The organism is Stenotrophomonas sp. 115C5 (assembly GCF_056861055.1).
Map to the genome: position 1 here is coordinate 78801 of NZ_JBSPUQ010000015.1, position 20177 is coordinate 98977.

General features: G+C 66.0%; 16 protein-coding genes. 6 read left to right on the plus strand and 10 right to left on the minus strand.

Features of this window, described 5'->3' with window-relative positions; genetic code table 11:
• Nucleotides 1–27: 27 nt before the first annotated feature.
• Nucleotides 28–993, minus strand: a complete 966-nt coding sequence (locus AC13FN_RS16405; protein ID WP_054172103.1) for a DUF2268 domain-containing putative Zn-dependent protease — start codon at nt 991–993, stop codon at nt 28–30.
• A 138-nt stretch (nt 994–1131) separates the two neighbouring features.
• Between AC13FN_RS16405 and AC13FN_RS16410 the strand changes: the two genes are divergently transcribed.
• On the plus strand, nt 1132–2115 hold the full coding sequence (locus AC13FN_RS16410; RefSeq protein WP_482984975.1) for a hypothetical protein: 984 nt from the start codon (nt 1132–1134) through the stop codon (nt 2113–2115).
• 10 nt (nt 2116–2125) lie between these two features.
• Here AC13FN_RS16410 and AC13FN_RS16415 read toward each other — a convergent pair whose 3' ends face one another.
• The 3 genes from AC13FN_RS16415 to AC13FN_RS16425 all read right to left on the minus strand — a co-directional run bounded on the left by AC13FN_RS16415 (nt 2126) and on the right by AC13FN_RS16425 (nt 5626).
• On the minus strand, nt 2126–2380 hold the full coding sequence (locus tag AC13FN_RS16415) for a hypothetical protein (protein WP_239682920.1): 255 nt from the start codon (nt 2378–2380) through the stop codon (nt 2126–2128).
• A 286-nt stretch (nt 2381–2666) separates the two neighbouring features.
• Nucleotides 2667–5129, minus strand: a complete 2463-nt coding sequence (locus tag AC13FN_RS16420; protein WP_054172106.1) for a S9 family peptidase — start codon at nt 5127–5129, stop codon at nt 2667–2669.
• Nucleotides 5130–5296: 167 nt separating this feature from the next.
• Nucleotides 5297–5626, minus strand: a complete 330-nt coding sequence (locus AC13FN_RS16425; RefSeq protein ID WP_049436727.1) for a hypothetical protein — start codon at nt 5624–5626, stop codon at nt 5297–5299.
• 540 nt (nt 5627–6166) lie between these two features.
• On the opposite strand from AC13FN_RS16425, the gene AC13FN_RS16430 reads away from it, so the two are divergent.
• The 4 genes from AC13FN_RS16430 (at nt 6167) to AC13FN_RS16445 (ending at nt 9330) form a co-directional block, all read left to right on the plus strand.
• Nucleotides 6167–6673, plus strand: coding sequence for a hypothetical protein (locus tag AC13FN_RS16430; RefSeq protein WP_482984974.1), 507 nt, complete (start codon nt 6167–6169; stop codon nt 6671–6673).
• Between the two features lie 12 nt (nt 6674–6685).
• Nucleotides 6686–8113 carry an XVIPCD domain-containing protein gene (locus AC13FN_RS16435; protein ID WP_482984973.1) on the plus strand — a complete coding sequence of 476 codons (1428 nt, stop codon included), beginning with the start codon at nt 6686–6688 and terminating at the stop codon, nt 8111–8113.
• A 70-nt stretch (nt 8114–8183) separates the two neighbouring features.
• Nucleotides 8184–8960 carry a HipA family kinase gene (locus AC13FN_RS16440; RefSeq protein WP_482984972.1) on the plus strand — a complete coding sequence of 259 codons (777 nt, stop codon included), beginning with the start codon at nt 8184–8186 and terminating at the stop codon, nt 8958–8960.
• The gene (locus AC13FN_RS16445; RefSeq protein ID WP_049445598.1) at nt 8938–9330 is read left to right on the plus strand and encodes a DUF3037 domain-containing protein; all 393 of its coding nucleotides are present in this window, start codon (nt 8938–8940) and stop codon (nt 9328–9330) included. Before AC13FN_RS16440 ends, AC13FN_RS16445 begins: the two co-directional genes overlap by 23 nt.
• Before the next feature lie 16 nt (nt 9331–9346).
• Here AC13FN_RS16445 and AC13FN_RS16450 read toward each other — a convergent pair whose 3' ends face one another.
• From AC13FN_RS16450 to AC13FN_RS16460, 3 genes are all read right to left on the minus strand, one after another.
• On the minus strand, nt 9347–10777 hold the full coding sequence (locus AC13FN_RS16450) for a serine hydrolase domain-containing protein (protein ID WP_482984971.1): 1431 nt from the start codon (nt 10775–10777) through the stop codon (nt 9347–9349).
• Nucleotides 10778–10841: 64 nt separating this feature from the next.
• Entirely contained in the window at nt 10842–11342 is a 501-nt protein-coding gene (locus AC13FN_RS16455) for a DUF4952 domain-containing protein (protein ID WP_054172110.1), read from the minus strand.
• A gap of 51 nt (nt 11343–11393) precedes the next feature.
• Nucleotides 11394–12299 (minus strand): LysR family transcriptional regulator, encoded by a 906-nt coding sequence (locus tag AC13FN_RS16460; protein WP_054172111.1) that lies wholly within the window; start codon nt 12297–12299, stop codon nt 11394–11396.
• A 119-nt stretch (nt 12300–12418) separates the two neighbouring features.
• Between AC13FN_RS16460 and AC13FN_RS16465 the strand changes: the two genes are divergently transcribed.
• Entirely contained in the window at nt 12419–13408 is a 990-nt protein-coding gene (locus tag AC13FN_RS16465) for a zinc-dependent alcohol dehydrogenase family protein (RefSeq protein ID WP_049436734.1), read from the plus strand.
• Nucleotides 13409–13451: 43 nt separating this feature from the next.
• Here the strand turns inward: AC13FN_RS16465 and AC13FN_RS16470 are convergent, their stop codons facing one another.
• The 3 genes from AC13FN_RS16470 to mtnA all read right to left on the minus strand — a co-directional run bounded on the left by AC13FN_RS16470 (nt 13452) and on the right by mtnA (nt 20152).
• Entirely contained in the window at nt 13452–15980 is a 2529-nt protein-coding gene (locus AC13FN_RS16470; protein WP_054172115.1) for a membrane-bound PQQ-dependent dehydrogenase, glucose/quinate/shikimate family, read from the minus strand.
• A 131-nt stretch (nt 15981–16111) separates the two neighbouring features.
• Complete coding sequence (gyrA, locus tag AC13FN_RS16475; protein WP_054172116.1) at nt 16112–18826, minus strand: DNA gyrase subunit A; 2715 nt, start codon at nt 18824–18826, stop codon at nt 16112–16114.
• A gap of 261 nt (nt 18827–19087) precedes the next feature.
• On the minus strand, nt 19088–20152 hold the full coding sequence (mtnA, locus tag AC13FN_RS16480) for an S-methyl-5-thioribose-1-phosphate isomerase (protein WP_054172117.1): 1065 nt from the start codon (nt 20150–20152) through the stop codon (nt 19088–19090).
• Between the last annotated feature and the right edge of the window lie 25 nt (nt 20153–20177).

The window sequence follows — 20177 nt, forward strand, 5'->3', positions numbered from 1 at the left end:
TCCGCAGTCTAACGCCCCGCCCTGTGCTCAGCGTGCAGCCGTACGCGCCGCCACACCCGTGACTTTTGCCGGCATCCACATGCCCGGCGTCCAGCCGCTGGCGGCCAGGATCGCCTTCGGGTTGTCCTGCTGGATCAGCGCTCGCACCGCATCACGCTTGTCCTTGGCCTGCAGGTAATAGGCCTTGGCGATGCGGTATCCCGCCCAGTACCCCAGGTCGTAAGGTTCCTGCGAGCCGGGCTTGTAGTTGTACAGCCACGGCGACAGATCGGTGCTGTCCAGATCCAGCGCGAACGCGCTTTCGATATGCACTTCCCGGCCACGGGTCCAGGCCGCGTGGCGCCCGTTGCCGACGTTGCCGGAAATCAGTTCGGCGATGAACTCGGCGATGCCCTCCCCCAGCGAAACACGCAGCACCGTCGCATGCGGGTCGCCCGGCTCGAAGTCGGTCAGGCCGGTCTGCTGGATGTGCACGTACTCGTGCGCGATCACGTGCACGAAGCGGTCCTGCACATTGGGATTCATGAAATCGGCTGCGCACAGCGCTTCCAGGCCGATGATCACCCCGCTTTTCGAGGTCAGCCCGACCGGACGGCCACGGCCGACTGCGATGGTCACCGGCGGAAACGCAGCCTGCGGGTAGATGGCCTGCAGGTTGGAAAACACCTGCGTCAGGCGTTGTTTCACCGCCGGCAGTTCGGCCAGGCAGCTTCGTCCCTGCGCATACAGTTCCGGCTGGTTGGCGATGGACTCGGCAATGCGTTCGGGGGTGACCCGGCGCGCCTTCGCCAGCTCGGCCAGGCCCGCCGAACCCTCGGCCATGTATCCACGCAACTGCGCAACGCTGGGTTTGCCACCTGCGTTGTCGTACAGCGCGTAGAAGCGACTGACATCGTCAGTGACAATCTGAGGCCCGGCCGGTACCGCCGCCGTGGCCATGCCAACTGCCCCGGCACAGGCCAGGGCCGACAGGCCGCGCAGGATCATGGACATCGCTCCGTCCTTGGTGGAGTGCAGGCGAAGCGCGCAATCTATCACCCCGGCCCGGCCGCCGCAGCAAGCAGATGCAGGCACCCCGGCGCTGTGCCAGACTCGATTCGGCACCTGCCACGGAAGATGGAGCACCCCGCGATGATGATCGTTCCCGCGTACTGGGCTGAAGCCCGCCTGCAGGCCCGCTTCCGTGGCCGGCCGGTGGTGGTGCGCCGCTTCGGCTGGTCCGACGAAGGCCCTGCAGAGGCGCAGGTGCACGCCGACCGCCGCGCCAACGAAGCCCTCAATGCCATCCTCGCCGGGCAGGCGCTGCCGCGCCGCGAAGTGCGCAGCAACTACGGCGTGGAGGGCGTGCCGATCCGCGAGCAGATCGTGCAGCGCGACGGCGACGTCGTCATCACCCGCAACAGCTATGGCGCACTGTGCCTCAACAGCCCGGACGTGCTGTTCGCCGACATCGACCATGCGCAGCCGCCAGCCGGCTGCGTGATGCCGGCCATCGTTGCGGCGATCGTGCTGCTTGCCGGCGCCGTCACCGGCACGCTGCTGTGGCACTGGCTGGTGGGGCTGGTGCTGGGCGTAGCGGCGGTGGTTCTGGTCAATGCCGCATTGCTGTTGCGCCGCAGGCAGCGTCTGGCGGCCGCAGGGGGTGCCGAAGGGCTTGCGCTGCGGCGCGTGGAAGTCTTCAGCGAACAACACCCCGACTGGCATCTGCGCGCTTACCGCACGCCTGCGGGACTGCGCGTGCTGGCGATGCATGCCACCTTCTCGCCCGAGGACGAGCAGCTGCAGGCGTTCTTCAAGGCACTGGGCACCGATACCCTGTACGCGCGCATGTGCCGACTGCAGCACTGCTTCCGTGCGCGGCTGACACCGAAGCCGTGGCGCGTCGGCCTGCGTTATCGCATCCGCCCGCCGGTGGCCGCGTGGTCAGCCGAACAGGCCAACAATCCGGATCGGCTGGCCTGGATTGCGGAGTACGAAAAGAAGAGCGCCGGCTTCGCGGCCTGCGCTTATCTACGCAGTTTCGGCGATACCACCCGGGTGCATGCCAAGGCAGAACATGTGTGCGACCTGCATGACCGGCTGTCGCACGCGCAGGACCGCCTACCGCTGGCGTGAGGGCGGGTACTCAGTCAGCGCTCTGCACGAACGGCTGCCCTGCCAGGGTAGTGCCCAGCCGCACCGCGATCTGTTGACCGTCCTTTTCGAAGGTCGTCGCACACTGCTTTCCGTCCTTCCGGCATCCGACTTCCGGAAAGCCGTCCAGCGATTCCGGCGCGCCCTGCGCAGGTTTTGCCCGCCAGCCTGCAGCATCCAGCAGGCGCTTGGCCTTGGCGTAGGGCATGCCGGCGATGATCCCCAGCTGCGCCAGCTCGGTGGGCATTGGCTGCGCACCTGCAGCTGAGACCAGGACCAAGGACAACGTTGCAGCAAGGAGAATGGCTTTCATTGCACCGACCTGGAACGAGCTATCAGGTTCAGCCTAGACCATTTGCGCGGCGTGCGAATGTGCCGGTAACACGTCGTTACCGAGTCTCCACAGTTGATTGCAGAGTACTTGCAGCTGTTTACGGGCGAACGGATAGCCGAGCGTGGGCTCGGCTCTACAGCAGGATGCAGGAAGGCCGCCCGAAGGCGGCCTTCTGCAAAGCGGTCGAGCAGGCTCGACGCTACTTGGCGTTCTTCACGTAGGTGTCGAACCAGTTCAACATTTCCGCCACCAGCTGCTCGTTCGACTCCAGCGCGGTGTACCAGTGCGGCTCGTTCGGCAGCATCACCAGGCGGGTGGTGCCGCCGTTGCCGCGGATCGCCTGGTACAGCTTGCGCGACTGGAACGGCTCGGTGCCCGGGTTGGCGTCGTCTTCGCCATGGACCAGCAGCAGCGGCAGCTTGATCTTGTCGGCATAGAAGAACGGCGAGGCCTTCAGGTACACGTCCTGCGCCTGCCAGACCGAGCGGCGTTCGTTCTGGAAGCCGAACGGGGTGAAGGTCTTGTTGTACGAACCACTGGTCGCCACGCCGGCCTTGAACAGGTTGGTGTGCGCAATCAGGTTGGCGGTCATCAGGCCACCATGGCTGTGACCGGTCACACCGATGCGGTTGCGGTCGACCACGCCCATGTCCACGGCCTTGTCCACGGCCGCCTTGGCGTCGGCTTCCAGCTGCTCCAGGTAGGTGTCGTAGGCGTTCTTCGGGTCGCCCACGATCGGGAACGACGCGTTGTCGATGATCGCGTAGCCGGCCAGCAGCATCAGGCGGTACGGCTGCAGGCGGGTGAAGGTCTGCTGCGAACCGGACACCTGGCCGGCCTGCGCGGCGTTGGCGAAGTCGGCCGGGTACGCATACAGGATCGCCGGCACACGCTGGCCTTCCTTGTAGCCCGGCGGCGTGTACAGGGTGAACGACAGGTCCACGCCGTCGGCACGCTTGTAGGTCACCAGCTGCTTCTTGATCTGGCGCACTTCCGGGGTCGGATCGACCAGCCTGGTCAACGCGGTCGTGGTGGAGGCGAACTGTGCCTCGCCAGCCTTCGCATCGGCCACCGCCTCACCCTGCTGGCGGATGAAGGCATTCGGCGGATCGATCACCGACTGGTGCCAGGTCAGGTAGCGCCCCGGCGCGTTGCTGAAACCGAGGAACTGTTCGTAGGCGTCGGCACTGCTCCGGAACAGGCGCTCGCTCTTCAGCGTGCCCAGGTCCAGGCGGTCCAGGAACGGACGGTCGCCCTGCGGCGAGGCGCCACGGCCGCTGAGGAACACATGGTTGCCCTCACGGCGCACGACCTGCGCGCCATTCGGCAGGCGGGTAAAGACCAGGTTGCCGGGGTTGCCGTACAGCTCATCGCTGGACATGTCCCACAGCAGGCGGCCTTCCTTCTTCGGCTGGTCCACATCGACGATGCGGGTCTGCATCCAGTGGCGGTTCTCGTCGTTCTCGAACTGGAACGCCACGGACGGATCGGCGGACCACGCGAAGCCTTCAAAACGCTGCGCGGTACGGGTGACTTCGGTCGGCTTGCCGTTGAACGGCGCCTTCAGCATCAGCACGCGGTCACGATGCGGCACGCTGACCTTCCAGTCGCCCTTGTCCAGTGCCTCGGCATAGACCAGGGTGGCCGGATCGGTGGCACGCCAGTCGAAACCACGCGGGCCTTCCGGCACGCCGTGCACCGGCACGCGATCGGCCAGCGGCAGGCTGGCGATCGGCGTGGACTTGCCGCTGGCGATATCCAGCACGGCCACGTCGTTGGCGAAGCGCTGGTAGGTCACCGCATGCGAATACGGTGCCTTGATGGATTCGGTCAGCACATGCACGCCATCGGGCGCGGCACTGACTTCATTGAACAGCGCCGGTTGCCCGACCGGGCGCACGCTGTTGGCGGCGGTATCGACCACGGCCAGCTGCGAAGCGCCGTAATAGGCGAACAGCTTCTCGTCATGGACGCTGGTCAGCGTGTCGCGGGCTTCGTAGGTGCTGCTCTCGCCACTGCTGCCCAGCGACTCCTGCGCATCCGGACCGGTCGGCACGCCACCGTTGGACGGCGCCGGGCCCTGGTTGGCCGGCACCAGCTTCACCAGCAGGTTCTGGCTGCCACCCAGCCACTGCACGGTGTTGCCGAAGATCGGGTTCAGCTGCACGTTCGGAATCTGCTTCACCTGCCCGGTGGCCGCATCACCCACCCACAGCTGCACGCTGGTATCGACCGCATTCTGGAAGGCGAAGTGGCTGCCATCGGCCGACCACAGCGCGCCGGTCGCGCAGCCCTGCGGCAGGTTGACCTTGGTCTCCTTGCCGCTGGCGATATCGACCAGGGTGAAGTCGGCCACGCAGGCCGGAATGCCGTAGCCACCGGGGGTGTCATGGCGGCTGCGGTTCTTCGGCTCCAGGCGCACACCCGCCAGCTTCAGGTACGGCTGGGCGACGCGGCTGATCGACGGGTAGGTCTGCGCGGTGGTCAGCAGCAGGCGCTGGCCACCCGGGGCCACATTCGGCGCCGGCGGCGGCGGCGCCTTCAGCACCTTGAGCAGGTGTTCCGGCGGCTTCGCGTAATCGGCAAGCGCCGGGCCAGCGGCCAGCAGGCCGACGGTGGCAACGGCAACAGCCGCTGCCAAAGAGGTTCGACGGATCAGCATCCTTATCCCCTGGAGTGTGAATGGGTACCCGGAATCGGGCATGGACCCGAATCTAGCACCGCAGGGGTTGTCGTGAATGGGCCGGAAGGGCTAGTGGCCGGATGGGGCAAAGTGCAGCTCCGGGAGGTGCCGGGGAACTGCCGGCACCTGCCAGGCATGGCCTGGCACTACTGCTGCGCGTGCAAGTCCCAGGTGGCCAGGTAGTCGGGGTCGACCACGATCATGCCACTGGTGTGCATGCGGTACTCCCCGGGCTCGGCTGGCTGGTACTGGTCCAGCATCGGCGGCAGATAGCGCTCGTGGCCATCATTCTCATCGGCCAGCACCACGCCCTCGTCGGCGCTGATGCGCAACACCGTGCCTGCGTACTGCTCCAGCCCCTTTACCTGGCCATCGCCGCCATAGCGGGTCACACCGACCAGCACCAGCTTGCCGATCATTTCCTCAACCTTGGCATCGTCCAGGGGCGGCAGCGTTCCATCGTATTCGTCGCTCATTGGTACACCTCCAAAGCCTGCAGGAACATCATGGAGATGGCGCTCTCCCGCACCTGGAATGCCAGCGGCAACACAGGGGCAATCTGGAGGCGCACATGCCTGGATCGCAGCACCGGCAGGACAGCGCCGGATCTGCGATGCGTGAAGCGTGGCAGGTATTGCGGGTGGGGGCCATCCGTGCCGGCAAGGTGGCCGTATCAGACCGGGTTCAACACCACGCGGTGCAGAGCATGCGGGATGAAACGTGACAGCTGCGCAGTAGCGGCATGACAGCCTCCTGTTGAAGGTCACACCCAGGGTGGATGCTGCTTGGGAACCGATGCTGCCACTACAACGGGAAGGGCGGAGTGAAGACCACGCCTCAAGTGCGCTTAACCTCTGCTTCATCCGGCTGGCCCTAGGGTCAGCCTTCAATTGCAAGGAACGCACATGCCCCGGTACGCATTCATACGACCGTGGACGCTCGCACTTTCAGCGGCCACGCTCTGCGCCTGCGCATATGCCGCCGACCGCACGCCGACTTCTCAAGGAACCGACACCATGGCCCCGGCCGTATCCGACACCACTTCGCCCTCCCCGCTCAATGCCGAGCAGTTGCTGCTGCGCCTGCTGGACCTGATCAAGGCAACGACGTCCACGCGCGAGCTGACCGTCGAACGCCTGTCCGCCGCAATGCAGGCACCGGCGCAGACCTTCGGCCCCGGGCACTTCGGCTATGGCGGCACGCTGACGCCGGAATGGGGCTATGGCCTGGAAGTGCAGCGGGCCGGCACTGCCGACGCGCGGCTGGACCTGAATTTCATCGACACCAGCAGCGATCGCAAGGCCTCGGCTGCGGCGATCTGCCGGGTCGACTTCAACCACTTCGCTTCGGCACTGGATGCCGCCGGATTCAAGCGCGAGACGGTGCGCGGCGAACACGGCCGGGTGATCTACGACCGCTTCGATCGACCGCAGCTGAGCATCAAGGTCGACACCATCCCCGAGAACCCCCACGCCCTCGGCGACGCCACGCATGCCTGCGTGCGTCTTGTCACCGTGCAGTAAGGGGAGCCATCAATGACGACCCTTTCCGCAGAAACGGAACGCCTGCTGGGCGAGTTCGCCGGCAAGACCGACGTCACCAGCGACCAGGTCGACAACCTGCGCAGCGTCATCGCGGGCTCGCCCGTGCTGGCAAAGCAGGTGGACGCAGCGATCGCGGCAGGCTATCTGGAACGCTTCGAACTGTTGCCCGCCACAAGCAATGCGGGTGGCACCTACGAGACCGGCACGAAATCCATCAACCTGCCCGCCAGCAGCTTGTCGACTCCGGCGGCGCCGGACAGGTTCGACGCGGCCGAGGTCACCTTTGTGCTCGGTCACGAGATCCAGCACGGCTTCAACGACGCCGATGTCGAGCGTGCCTACGTGCAGTTCGATGCCGAGGTGGAGCAGATCGCAGGCCGTACCACCAGCCATGATTACACCGAGGCAATCGGCACCCTGCTCGCGGCCAACCGCCGCGATGAGGCCTCCTCGAACATCGCAGGCTGGAATGCGCTGGTCAGCCAGGTACGTGCCAACAACCCGGACGCTACCCTGCGCGACCTGTATGAAGCCAGCACCCGCTCGACAGACGTCATCCAGTCGCGACCCGGCCCGCCGATCACCTATGCACCGCACCCGGAGCTGACCCTCAATGCGGACCTGACCATCTCCCCCACCGCAGCCAACATCGAGGGAATGGCCAGGCACTATTACGACCAGGGCGTCAGCACCGGCCTGGGCCATCATGGGAATTCGGACTACCAGAATTTCTACGGCGTCCAGGCGATCGAACTGGTCAGCGGATACGAGGCCGCGAATCCAGCGCCCGACGGCGTCAGCCGGATGGAAGTGAACATGAAGAAGCTGGGCCTGGACGAGCGCCTGCTGGAGCAGAACGGGCTCAACCTCGGCGAGGGCTCGCCCCCGCGCCAGCCCTATTTCGATACCAGCACCTCGCCGTCGACGCTGCATTACTTCGACCATACCGAAGGTACGCATGCACATGTCCCCATCACCGCACAGCAGGCCTCCGCAGGTGATGCAATGGCGTTGCCGCTTGCGGAAGGCCGTGACCGTTCGCTGCACGAGCAGATCCGCGGCAAGGTGGCGGCGCTGGATGCTGCCAACGGACGCAGTTTCGATGCGTCCAGCGAGCGCCTGAGCGCCAGCCTGCTGGTGCTGGCCCGCGAAAACGGGCTGGACCGGGTCGACCATGTGGTGCTCAGCCGCCAGACCGATGGTGCGGGCGCGGCGCAGAACATCTTCGTGGTGAAGGGGCCGCTGGATGATCCGGCCTCGCTGCGCGCGTCATCGCCCACCGCCGAGGCCGCGCAACGCCCGGTGCAGGACAGCCTGGATATGCTTGGCGTGGTCAACCAGCGACAGGCCGATCAGGCCTCGCAGGAGCAGATCCGCACGCAGGTGCAGGAACAGCAGCGCGGTACGCTGGCTCACTGACGGTGAACGACATGGAGCCGCCGGGGCGCTCCCGGCGCTCCCTTGGCGGCACCCACGCTAGAATGCGCCCATGCGCACCGTACATGCCCTCCGCTATATCACTCCCTTGCGGGAAGGTGGCTCCCTGCCGGCCGTGGTCGAGACTGGCGACGACGGCATGGCCGTGCTGAAGTTCCGTGGCGCCGGCCAGGGCCCGAAGGCGCTGATCGCCGAGCTGATCGCCGGCGAAATGGCGCGCACGCTGGGCCTGCCGATTCCAGAAATCCTGTTCGTGGAGCTGGACCGCGAGTTCGCCCGCACCGAACCGGACCCGGAGATCCAGGAGCTGATCCGCGCCAGCGAGGGCCTGAACCTGGGCCTGGACTATCTGCCCGGCGCGATCAATTACGACCCGGCGGCGATGCCGGTGGATGCCGACCTGGCCTCGCGCATCGTCTGGTTCGATGCGTTCACCAGCAATGTCGATCGCACCACGCGCAATCCCAACCTGATGGTGTGGCATCGAAAGCTGTACCTGATCGACCACGGTGCGGCCATGTACTTCCATCACGATTGGGCCAACGCCGGCGATGCCTGCGAAAAGCCGTTCGTGCTGATCCGCGACCACGTGCTGCTGTCGTTCGCCAGCCGCATCGCCGAGGTGGATGCCGAACTGGCCGCGCGCCTGACCGATGCCGAGATCGAACGCATCGTCGGCCTGGTTCCAGACAGCTGGCTGGTCAACGAGCCGGCATTCGACAGTCCGCAGGCCTATCGCCAAGGCTACATCGACTATCTCAAGCATCGCCTGAAAGTGCGTGCGGTGTTCGTGCAGGAGGCCATCCGTGCCCACGCTGCACACGTATGACTACGCGGTCATCCGCGTGGTACCGCGGGTGGAACGCGAGGAATTCATCAACGTCGGGGTGATCGTCTCCTGTCCTGGCGCGCGTCACCTGGAGGCGGCCATCGAGATCGATCCTGCGCGCCTGCAGGCCTTCGCGCCGGCGCTGGACCAGGAGGCGCTGCAGCCGTGGCTGGATGCGATCGTGGCCATCTGCCGCGGCGACGCCAGCGCCGGACCAATCGCGCAGCTGCCCGCGCGTGCGCGCTTCCACTTCCTCACCGCCAAGCGCAGCTCCGTGGTGCAGATGTCGAGCACGCATGTCGGCCGCACGGCCGATCCGGCGGGCGTGGTGGAACACCTGATGACGAAGATGGTGCGGGTGCCGGAATGAACGGCATGCACCTCGGCTACAGCGGCACCCTGCGTGCGATGTAGTTGACCACGTTGCCGATCGCATCCGGATCGACATTGGCCAGGCCGACGATCACATAGCCCTGCGCGGGCAGCACCACGATGGCGCTGTTCGAGCCGGGCGCACCGCCTTCGTGGCCGTACTGGTGCTCCCTGCCCTCGCCCTGCACTACGAAGCCAAAGCCATACCAGCCCTTGTGGTTCTGCGCCGAGGTAGCCTGCTGCAACAGCGTGGGCGACACCAGCTTGCCAGTACGCAGCGCCTCGGCGAACTTCACCATGTCGCCCACCGTACTGTAGCCACCACCGGCCGACATGCCGCGCCATGGCAATGTGCGGGTTTCACGTACCCACTGCCCGTCCACACGCGTATAGGCGACGGCACGATGGGGAACGGTCACCGACTCGGGCTCGAAACCGGTCGCGACCATGCCCGCCGGGCGCAGAATCCGTGCCTCGACGTAGTCGTAGTAGCTCTGCCCGGAAACCGCCTCGATGATGCGCCCCAGCACGATGAATCCGTAATTGGAGTAGCTGTCCTGGCTGCCCGGCGTGAACTGCGGTGCATCCTTGGCAAAGCGCTGTACATAGTCATCCAGCGTCTTCAACGACGCGGAATACTGTTCGAAATCATCGCCGAAGAAATCGCCCAGGCCACTGGTATGTGACAGCAGATGGCGAACGGTTACGCTGTTGGCAACGGCCTTGTTCGGATAGTCCGGCAGGTACTTGCCTATCGTGTCATCAAGGCTGAGCTTGCCGTCCTGCACCAGCTGCAGGATGGCCACTGCGGTGAACATCTTGTTGGAGGACGCAAGGCGGAACTGTGTATCCACGTCCACTGGAATGCCAGCGGTGCGATCGGCATCGCCACCGCGCCAGTCCAGCAGCACCTTACCGTTCCGCGCCACCTGCAATGCACCCGACAGCGCGTCCTGTGCCCGCAGCGCCTCCAGTTTTGCTGCGGCATCAGCCATCAGCGCAGGCAAAGCAACCCGTTCCGGCTTGTACCTGTCCGGCGTTTCAGTGCCCTCGATCTGGAACTGCTTCACGTGCGACGGGTTGGCCGGGTCCATGACCGCCGTCACCCACATCGCACGTTCGCTCAGCTGGCCCATCACCAGCAGCTTCGCCTGGCCGGGCGCGCGCTCGAGTGTTTCCAGAACGCTCAGCGGACCCGTGCTCTCGCGGAACTCGAGATAGTCCTTGGGCGTGCTGCCCTCCTGCTTCGCATATCTGTCGGCAAATGCCTGCAACCCCTCGAGGCTGCCTGCATTGAACGCCGCAAGCCAGTCATCGATGGCATCCTGCGCACGCGGATGTTCGCGCTCGGAAGGTGCTGCGCCAGCTGCCGGAAACGCCGATGTGGCCACAAGGACCAGACAGGCCAGCGCATTGCAGAGAAACAGGCGTCCAACAGCCTTCATGGCAGCTCCTTTGCGGGTATCCCTGGACGCATCCTAGACGATGGGTCCGCCCGCCGCATCCACGCTAGGGACGCTGCCGCACCACCTCAACGGTGACGTTGAATGCCTCGATGCGATGCCATTCGCCGCGTTCGTACGGCAGCGATTCCACGCCCATGCCGATCTGATACCTCACCGCATCCGGGCCTTCGCGCCAGTAATAGGGTGCGCCGTTGCTCCAACCACAACAGACGTAGCGCAACGCAGGCAGGCCGAATGCCGTGTGCAAATAGGCTTCGACCTGCGCCGCCTGGGCACCTGAAACACGATAGTGGGCCTCCATCGGCTTGATGTAGGACGCGTCATCCTGGCTGCAGCCTACATACTGCAGTCCCGGAGGCTTCCGGCCCATCGCCTGCAGGAAATCCTGGCATTCAATATCGGGTCGCGCCAGGCCGTCCGCACGCCCTTGCACCTCCCACTCAGCCAACGCCTGCACAGGTGTCTGCTGCGCAAGCACGCTGGCGCTGGAAAAGGACGCCAGCAGCAGGACGCGAGCGGCATGCTGCGGCAACGGGAGAGACATCACGGGGCGAGTCCTTCGCATGGGAACACGGGAATGCTGATCGATGCCACGCTATCGCCTTGCCATCGTCTGCTCTGTGAAACGCGCCACGCAGAAGTCCAGGAAGCTGCGCAGCTTGGGCGTCAGCTGGCGGTCGCGCGGATACACCAGGTTGATCCAGGTCGATACCGGCACATGGTCCGGCAGCACTTCCACCAGTTCACCACGCGCCAGCGCAGCGGCAAGCATTTCGTAAGGCTGCAGGATCAACCCCAACCCACCCACGGCTGCGGTCAGCAGCGGCTCGGCCTGATTGACCATGAAGCGGCTGGACACCGGCACGGTCAGCACGCTGCCGTCGGCATCGCGGAAACTCCAGCGCGTGCGGATGATCGAATGCGCGAAGCCCAGGCACTCGTGCCGGCTCAGATCGGACGGATGGGCAATGGCCGGCCGCGAAGCCAGATAATCCGGCGACGCACACAGCACCAGCGGATACGGCCCCAGCCGCCGTGCCACCAGCCCGCTGTCGGCCAGGTCACCGGTACGGAACACCAGGTCGTAGCCGTCTTCGACGATGTCCACCAGGCTGTTGGACAGGTTCAGATCGACCTGCACGTCCGGGTACTGCTGCATGTAGGCCACCACCGCCGGGCCCAGTGCGTGCACGCCGAAGGTGACCGGTGCGCTGATGCGCAGGCGTCCCATCGGCCGCCCACGCGCCACTTCCGCCAATTGCTCGGCGCCCTCCACTTCCTCCAGGATCACCCGTGCCCGTGCCAGATAGGCCTGGCCGAAGTCGGTCAGGCTCTGCTTGCGCGTAGTGCGGTTGAGCAGGCGTACGCCGAGGTGCTGCTCCAGCGCCTGGATGTGCTTGCCGACCAGCTGCGGCGACAGATCCAATGCCTCGGCAGCGGCGGCGAAGGAGCCGACCTCGGCCACCTTGGCGAAGGTCCGCAGGGGAACGATCAGGTCCATTGCAAACAATTGTTTTTCAATGAAACGCCAGATTACCCCTTATTCTGGTTGCAGACTACGCGCACAGTAGCGCTCACCCTTCCGCCGGCGCCCTCGTCGGCCCTTCCTCGGAGTCCCCCATGAGCCAGGTTGTCCGCATCCACGAATATGGCACCGCCGATGTGCTGCGCATCGACGATATCGACGTTCCCGCCCCCGCCGCCGACGAAGTCCAGATCCGGGTGAGGGCGATCGGCCTGAACCGCGCCGAGGTGATGTTCCGCAACGGCGCCTATCTGCAGGAAGCGCAATTCCCCAGCCGGCTGGGCTATGAAGCGGCGGGCGTTGTCGAAGCGGTCGGCAGTGCGGTGAGCGGCTTCACTGCTGGCGATGCGGTCAGCGTGATACCGCCGCTGGACATCGCGCGCTGGGGCACCTATGGCGAGCTGGCCAACGTGCCGGCACGACTGGTGGTCAAGCACCCGCAGGCGTTGGACTTTGAAACGGCGGCCGCGGTGTGGATGCAGTACGTCACCGCCTGGGGCGCGCTGCTGGAACAGGCTCATCTGGCCGCCGGGGATTTCGTCATCATCACCGCCGCCAGCAGCAGCGTCGGCCTGGCCGCCATCCAGATCGCCAATGCAGTAGGCGCCACGCCGATCGCGGTCACCCGTGGCCCGGGCAAGCGCCAGGCCCTGCTCGATGCCGGTGCCGCCCACGTCATCGCCACCCAGGAGCAGGATCTGGTGACCGAAGTGGCGCGCATCACCGGCGGTGCCGGTGCCCGTGTGGTGTTCGATCCGATCGGTGGCCCGCAGTTCGTGCCGCTGACCGAAGCGATGGCCCGTGGCGGCATCCTGCTGGAATACGGCGCGCTGAGCAGCGAACCCACGCCGTTCCCGTTGTTCAACGTGCTGGGCAAGTCGCTGACGCTGAAGGGCTATCTGTACTCGGAAATCGTCTCCGACGATGCCGCGCTGGCGCGTGCCAAGGCCTTCATTGTCGACGGACTGGACAAGGGCACGCTCGCACCGAAGATTGCCAAGGTATTCCCGTTTGCGCAGATCCAGGAGGCACACCGTTACCTGGAATCAAACGAGCAGATCGGCAAGGTGGTGGTGACGGTGTAATCCAGTGTCGTGCAATGGGGTCGGCCCGCCGCCCCCATTGCGGTTACCTCGGCAACGCAAACGCCATCACGTAATCGCCGTTCGGGGTTTCCATGAAATGGTGGCCGCCAGCCATGATCACCACGTACTGGCGCCCGCCCTGCTCGTACACCATCGGATTGGCCTGGCCGCCCGCGGGCAGCTTGGCATGCCACAGTTCCTTGCCGGTCTTCAGATCGATGGCACGCAGCAGGTCATCGGTGGCGGCGGCGATGAAGATCAGGCCGCTGGCGGTGACTACCGAACCGCCATTGTTCGGCGTGCCGATCTCGATCGGCAGGCCGGAGCGGATGCCGAACGGTCCGTTGCCGCGCGCACTGCCGAATGGACGGTCCCACAGCAGCTTGCCGGTGCGCAGGTCGATGGCACGGATACCGCCATAGGGCGGCTGCTTGCACAGCAGGCCGGTGAACGGCAGCCGCCAACCAGCGTTGACCTGGATGCCGTACGGCGTGCCCACCTGCGGGTCGCCCGCGCCTTCTGCACCGCCCTTGTCGAACCGGATCTTCTCGCGCGGCAGCCAGCCCAGCCGGTCGGCCTCGGCGCGTGGCACCAGCCGGTTGTAGTTGGGCATGTCGTTGTAGTTGGCCACGATCACGCCGCGGCGTGTATCGATGGACACGCTGCCCCAGTCCGAGCCGCCGTTGTAGCCGGGGTACTCGATGGAATGGCGCTCGCTGCTCGGCGGCGTATAGAAACCCTCGTAGTACGCCTTGCGGAACTGGATGCGGCAGACCAGCTGGTCGATCGGGGTGATGCCCCACATGTCACGCTCGGTCAGGTCATGTTCGCGGCGCAGCGTGTGGTACAGCGAAAACAGCTGGGTGGGAGAACGCTGCTCGGGTTCGACGCCGCCGACCGGCACTTTGCGCTCTTCGGCGGCGGTCAGGAGCTGGCCGTTGCGGCGATCGAGGATGTACATGTCACCCTGTTTGGTCGGCAGCAGGATCGCCGGCACCTTGCCCGCCGCCGTCGGGTAGTCGATCAGGCTGGCCTGCGAACCCAGGTCGTAGTCCCACACATCCTTGCGCACCGCCTGGAAATGCCAGACCGGCTTGCCGGTGGCCACGTCGATCGCCACCAGCGAGGTCGCATAGCGGTTCTGGTTCTCCGTGCGCGAGCCACTCCAGTAGTCGCCCGCGGAATTGCCCAGCGGCAGGTAGACCAGGCCCAGTGCTTCATCACCGGTGGCGGTGGTCCACATGTTGGGCGTGCCGCGCGTATAGGTCTGCTCGCGCGGCGGCAAGCCGCTGCGCTCGGGCTGGTCCATGTCCCATGCCCAGCGCAGCTTGCCGGTGATGGCATCGTAGGCCTGGATCACGCCCGAGGGCGCATCGCGGCGCTGCCCGTCCAGCACCTGATGACCGGTCACGATCACGCCGCGCACGATGGCCGGCGGCGAGTTGATCGACACGTAACCCGGTGGCACCTCGCCCATGCCCAGGGTGATGTCGACCTGGCCGTTGTTGCCGAAATTCGCGCAGGGACGGCCGCTGTCCGCGTCCACCGCGATGATGCGACCGTCCAGCGTGCCTTCGATGATGCGCGCCCAGCATGCCGGACGACTGCCCGGTGCAACACTGCGGGTGATGCTGGGCGGCGGTTCCGGCAGCGCCAGATCAGCGGCGACATCGGCCAATGCCGCATCAGCAACGGTCGGCGTGCTGGGCTGCTCGTAATAGCTCACACCGCGACAGGCAGCGGTATAGGGAATCGAAGCATCCTTCACCCTTGGATCGAACCGCCACAGCTCCTTGCCGCTGGCGGCGTCGAGTGCGATCAGGCGGTTGCGCGCGGTGCACAGGTAAAGGCGATCGCCAATCTTCAGCGGCGTGGTTTCCGCGCCCCAGCGCTTCTTCGGCATATCGCCGGTACGGAACTGCCAGGCCGGCTGCAGCGTGGCCACATTGGCCGGGGTGATCTGCTGCAACGGCGAATAGCGGGTGCCCGCATTGCTGCGGCCCCACGCCGGCCAGTCGCCCTCGGCGGGCTGGTCAGCCGGCTGCAGGCCCGTGGTATCGCGCGTAGGTTCCAGTCCGGCGCTGACTGCGCCTTCCGGGAACGGCAGGTGCCCGTCCACTTCACCATGCGGCGCAAAGGCCAGGCCGAAGGCGGCCACGAACACCAGCATCAGCACGCCCGCCACGCTGCGCGACAGGCGTTTTGAAACCGGCTCGCGCAGCGTCGGCGCCAGCAGCGCCAGCACGATGCCGAGCACCGTCACCAGCCCGAGCCGCGGTACCCAGCGCCAGTAATCGCTGCCCGATTCCCACCAGGTCCACAGCAGCGTTCCGATGAACACCAGCGCATACAGCAGCGCGCCGCTGCGGCGGTTGCCGAACAACAGGAGGCCACTGGCCAGCAGGCCGAGGCCGGCGATGGCGTAGTACGCCGAACCTCCCAAGCTGAGCAGCCACGCACCGAGCCCGCCGATGACCAGGCCGAGCACGACCAGCAGCAGCGACAGCACGGTGACAAGGGGATGCCGGGAGGCGCGTACGGAGGCAGGAGCGGACTGCGGCGTGGCGGACATCGTCGATCTCCGGGGGCAGCATGCGCCGTTATCCCACCGCCGACGTGAAGCGCGCGCGTATGTGCGGCATCCGGATACGACGACGCCGGCCCAGGGCCGGCGTCGTCGGGTACCTCAGGCTCGCGGCAGGATCACTCCTGCGCGGCGTCCTCGCTGCTGGCTGCAGCCGGTGCGCCGTCGGTCGTGGCCGGGGCGGCGGCCGCCACCTCGTCCTCGTCCTCGTCGATCGAGGCATCCATGCGCTCCACCGCCTGCAGCTTCTCGTCCTTGGACAGGCGGATCAGGGTCACGCCCTGGGTGTTGCGGCCGACGCGGCTGATTTCCGAGCCACGCGTACGCACCAGGGTGCCACCGTCGGAGATCAGCAGGACTTCGTCGCTGGAGCCCATCAGCACCGCGGCGACCAGCTTGCCGTTGCGCTCGGTGGTCTGGATGCCAATCACGCCCTGCGTACCACGGCCCTTGCGCGGGTAGTCCGGCAGCGGGGTGCGCTTGCCGTAGCCGTTCTCGGTGGCGGTGAGGATGTACTGCACGCTGGCGTCGTCGGCGCCGTCGATCACCGCATCGCCCGTGGCGGCGGTTTCCTCGACACCGTTGTCGTCCTCGTTCTCGTCCTCGATGCCACCGGCACTTTCGGCCACGATCAGGCTGACCACTTCCTCGCCGGCCGGCATCTTGATGCCACGCACGCCGGTCGCGGTACGGCCCATCGAGCGGACCTTGTCCTCGCCGAAGCGCACGGTCTTGCCGTTGGAGGCGAACAGCAGGATGTCGCGCTCGCCGTCGGTCAGGCCGACGCCAACCAGCGCGTCGCCCTCGTCGAGGTTGATCGCGATCTTGCCGCGGGCCAGACGGAAGGCGAACTCGCCCAGCGGGGTCTTCTTGACCGTACCGTTCTTCGTGGCGAAGAACACAAACTGGCCATCGGCGTACTCGCGTACCGGCAGCACGGCCTGCACGCGCTCGCCGGGTTCCAGCGGGATCCAGTTGATGATCGGACGGCCACGAGCGTTGGAACCGGCTTCGGGCAGCTGGTAGACCGGCAGCCAGAACACCTTGCCCGAACTGGTGAAGGTCAGCAGCGTGTCATGCGTGTTGACCAGCCACAGCTGTTCGATGAAATCCTCTTCCTTGGTCGCCGCCGCACTGCGGCCACGGCCGCCACGGCGCTGCGCGCGGTACACGCTCACCGGCTGGCGCTTCACGTAACCGGCGTGCGACACGGTGACCACCACGTCTTCCGGCGCGATCAGGTCGAGGATGTCCAGGTCTTCTTCGCTGTGGCGGATCTCGGTACGACGCTCGTCGCCGAACTCGGCCTTGACGCTGACCAGCTCTTCGCGGATCACCTGCAGCAGGCGGTCGGGGTCTTCCAGGATGTGGATCAGCCCAGCGATCACTTCCAGCAGCTGCTTGTACTCGTCGGTCAGGCGGTCCTGCTCCAGCCCGGTCAGGCGGTGCAGGCGCATTTCCAGGATCTGGGTGGCCTGGATCTCGGTCAGCTGGTAGCCGCCCTCGATCAGGCCCACGCCCTTGGGCAGGTCTTCCGGACGCGAGGCTTCGGCACCGGCGGCGCCCAGCATCGCACCGACCAGGCCCGGCTCCCACACGCGCGCCAGCATGCGCTCGCGTGCTTCGTTCGGGTTCGGCGAGGTCTTGATCAGTTCGATCATCTCGTCGATGTTGGCCAGCGCGACGGTCAAGCCTTCCAGCACGTGGGCACGGGCACGCGCCTTGCGCAGCTCGAACACGGTGCGGCGGGTGACCACTTCGCGACGGTGGCGGACGAACGCCTCCAGCATCTGCTTGAGGTTCATCAACTGCGGGCGGCCATCGACCAGCGCCACCATGTTGATGCCGAACACCGATTCCATCTGCGTCTGCTGGTACAGGTTGTTCAGCACAACCTCGGCAGATTCACCGCGCTTGATCTCGATGTAGATGCGCATGCCGTCCTTGTCGGACTCATCGCGCAGCTCGCTGATGCCTTCGATCTTCTTTTCCTTGACCAGCTCGGCGATCTTCTCGATCAGACGCGCCTTGTTCACCTGGTAAGGAATCTCGGTGACGATGATCGATTCGCGGCCGTTGTCGGCCACTTCGATATCGGCCTTGGCACGGATGCGCACGCGGCCACGGCCGGTGCGGTAGCCGGCGACGATGCCGGCGGTGCCATTGATGATGCCGGCGGTCGGGAAATCCGGACCCGGGATGTATTCCATCAGGCCGTCGACGTCGATTTCCGGGTTGTCGATCAGCGCGATGCAGGCGTTGATCGATTCGCTCAGATTGTGCGGCGGGATGTTGGTCGCCATGCCCACCGCGATACCGGCCGAACCATTGACCAGCAGGTTCGGGAACCGGGTCGGCATGACCGTCGGCTCCAGTTCCTTTTCGTCGTAGTTGGGCTGGAAATCGACGGTTTCCTTGTCGATGTCGGCCATCAGCTCATGCGCGAGGCGCGACATGCGCGCTTCGGTGTATCGCATCGCTGCGGCGGAGTCGCCGTCGATGGAGCCGAAGTTACCCTGGCCATCGACCAGCATGTAGCGCAGCGAGAACGGCTGTGCCAGGCGCACCAGCGTGTCGTACACCGACTGATCGCCATGCGGGTGGTACTTACCGATGACGTCACCGACGATACGCGCCGACTTGAAGTAGGGCTTGTTGCTGTGCGCGTTCAGTTCATTCATCGCGAACAGCACGCGGCGATGCACCGGCTTGAGGCCGTCGCGCGCATCCGGGAGCGCGCGGCCCACGATCACGCTCATGGCGTAATCGAGGTAGCTCTTGCGCATCTCGTCTTCCAGGTTGACCTGGATGATTTCCTTGGCGGTTTCTGCCATTCGGGTTCCGTTGTCTGGTAGCGGTCCAGTCCGGCGCAGCCCTCTGCGGGAGGGGGTCGTGCCGGAACCTCGATTCAACCTGTGGATACTACCACAACAGGCCGTTTTCCGCCTCCCTTTACGGGGATTTTACCGGCACAAATCAGGAACTTAGGGCCCCATACCGCCCCTGTAGAGCCGAGCCCATGCTCGGCTGCGGCGGATTCGCTGGCTGAGCCGAGCGTGGGCTCGGCTCTACAGACATCCGCGACCCTGCCCGCCTCAACCGCCGAAGGCGGCGCGCATGTTCTCGGTGGTCGGGTTCAGGATCACCCCGCGCTCGGTCACGATGGCGTCGATCAGCTCGCCCGGGGTGACGTCGAACACCGGGTTCCAGGCGGCAATGCCTTCGGCCACGGTGCGGGTCCCGCCCACGCCATACAGCTCGCCCGGGTCACGCTGCTCGATCTCGATCTGGCTGCCGTCCACGGTTTCCATGTCCACGGTCGAGGACGGCGCCACCACCATGAACTTGACCCCGTGATGGCGGGCGGCAATAGCCAGCTGGTAGGTACCGATCTTGTTGGCGGTATCGCCGTTGGCGCAGATGCGGTCCGCACCCACGATCACCCACTGCACGGCACCGGTCTTCATCAGGTGCGAGGCGGCCGAATCGGCAATCAGGGTGGCGTCGATGCCATCCTGCTGCAGCTCCCACACGGTCAGACGTGCGCCCTGCAGCCACGGCCGGGTCTCGCCGGCAAATACCCGGGCGATGCGGTGCTGGGCCATGCCGGCACGGATCACGCCCAACGCGGTACCGAAGCCGGCGGTGGCCAGCGAGCCGGTGTTGCAATGGGTCAGCACGCCGCTACCGGCCTCGATCAGGCCGGCGCCCAGCGCGCCCATGTGGCGGTTGGCCGCCAGGTCTTCCTCGGCGATGGCCTGCGCCTCCGCTTCCAGCGCGGCCTTCCAGTCGGCACCGGCGGCATTCAGGCAGCGGCGCATGCGCGCCAGCGCCCAGGCCAGGTTGACAGCGGTCGGGCGCGACGCGTTCAGGCGCTGCAGCGCCGGCTCCAGCTGCTGCAGCGCATGCGCGCCATCAGCGGCCTGCACGTCACGTGCGGCCAGCACCACGCCCCAGGCCGCGGCAATGCCGATGGCCGGCGCGCCACGCACGGTCAGCGCGTGGATGGCGGCGGCAACCTCGTCACTGTCATGGCAGACCACGTGCTCGACCACGAACGGCAGCTTGCGCTGGTCCAGCAGTTGCAGGGCATCGCCGGTCCAGAGGATCGGGCGGATGTGGTCGTAACGGGCGTAGTCGATGTCGGAGGCAGTGTTCATGGCCCCATTGTAGGGCCACGCCCCG

What these genes read in the sequence shown, in the direction of transcription:
- AC13FN_RS16405 (WP_054172103.1), bottom strand. Translation starts at nt 993, where the DNA reads ATGTCCATGATCCTGCGCGGCCTGTCGGCCCTGGCCTGTGCCGGGGCA.
- AC13FN_RS16410 (WP_482984975.1), top strand. Translation starts at nt 1,132, where the DNA reads ATGATGATCGTTCCCGCGTACTGGGCTGAAGCCCGCCTGCAGGCCCGC.
- AC13FN_RS16415 (WP_239682920.1), bottom strand. Translation starts at nt 2,380, where the DNA reads ATGCCCACCGAGCTGGCGCAGCTGGGGATCATCGCCGGCATGCCCTAC.
- AC13FN_RS16420 (WP_054172106.1), bottom strand. Translation starts at nt 5,129, where the DNA reads ATGCTGATCCGTCGAACCTCTTTGGCAGCGGCTGTTGCCGTTGCCACC.
- AC13FN_RS16425 (WP_049436727.1), bottom strand. Translation starts at nt 5,626, where the DNA reads ATGAGCGACGAATACGATGGAACGCTGCCGCCCCTGGACGATGCCAAG.
- AC13FN_RS16430 (WP_482984974.1), top strand. Translation starts at nt 6,167, where the DNA reads ATGGCCCCGGCCGTATCCGACACCACTTCGCCCTCCCCGCTCAATGCC.
- AC13FN_RS16435 (WP_482984973.1), top strand. Translation starts at nt 6,686, where the DNA reads ATGACGACCCTTTCCGCAGAAACGGAACGCCTGCTGGGCGAGTTCGCC.
- AC13FN_RS16440 (WP_482984972.1), top strand. Translation starts at nt 8,184, where the DNA reads ATGCGCACCGTACATGCCCTCCGCTATATCACTCCCTTGCGGGAAGGT.
- AC13FN_RS16450 (WP_482984971.1), bottom strand. Translation starts at nt 10,777, where the DNA reads ATGAAGGCTGTTGGACGCCTGTTTCTCTGCAATGCGCTGGCCTGTCTG.
- AC13FN_RS16455 (WP_054172110.1), bottom strand. Translation starts at nt 11,342, where the DNA reads ATGTCTCTCCCGTTGCCGCAGCATGCCGCTCGCGTCCTGCTGCTGGCG.
- AC13FN_RS16460 (WP_054172111.1), bottom strand. Translation starts at nt 12,299, where the DNA reads ATGGACCTGATCGTTCCCCTGCGGACCTTCGCCAAGGTGGCCGAGGTC.
- AC13FN_RS16465 (WP_049436734.1), top strand. Translation starts at nt 12,419, where the DNA reads ATGAGCCAGGTTGTCCGCATCCACGAATATGGCACCGCCGATGTGCTG.
- AC13FN_RS16470 (WP_054172115.1), bottom strand. Translation starts at nt 15,980, where the DNA reads ATGTCCGCCACGCCGCAGTCCGCTCCTGCCTCCGTACGCGCCTCCCGG.
- gyrA (WP_054172116.1), bottom strand. Translation starts at nt 18,826, where the DNA reads ATGGCAGAAACCGCCAAGGAAATCATCCAGGTCAACCTGGAAGACGAG.
- mtnA (WP_054172117.1), bottom strand. Translation starts at nt 20,152, where the DNA reads ATGAACACTGCCTCCGACATCGACTACGCCCGTTACGACCACATCCGC.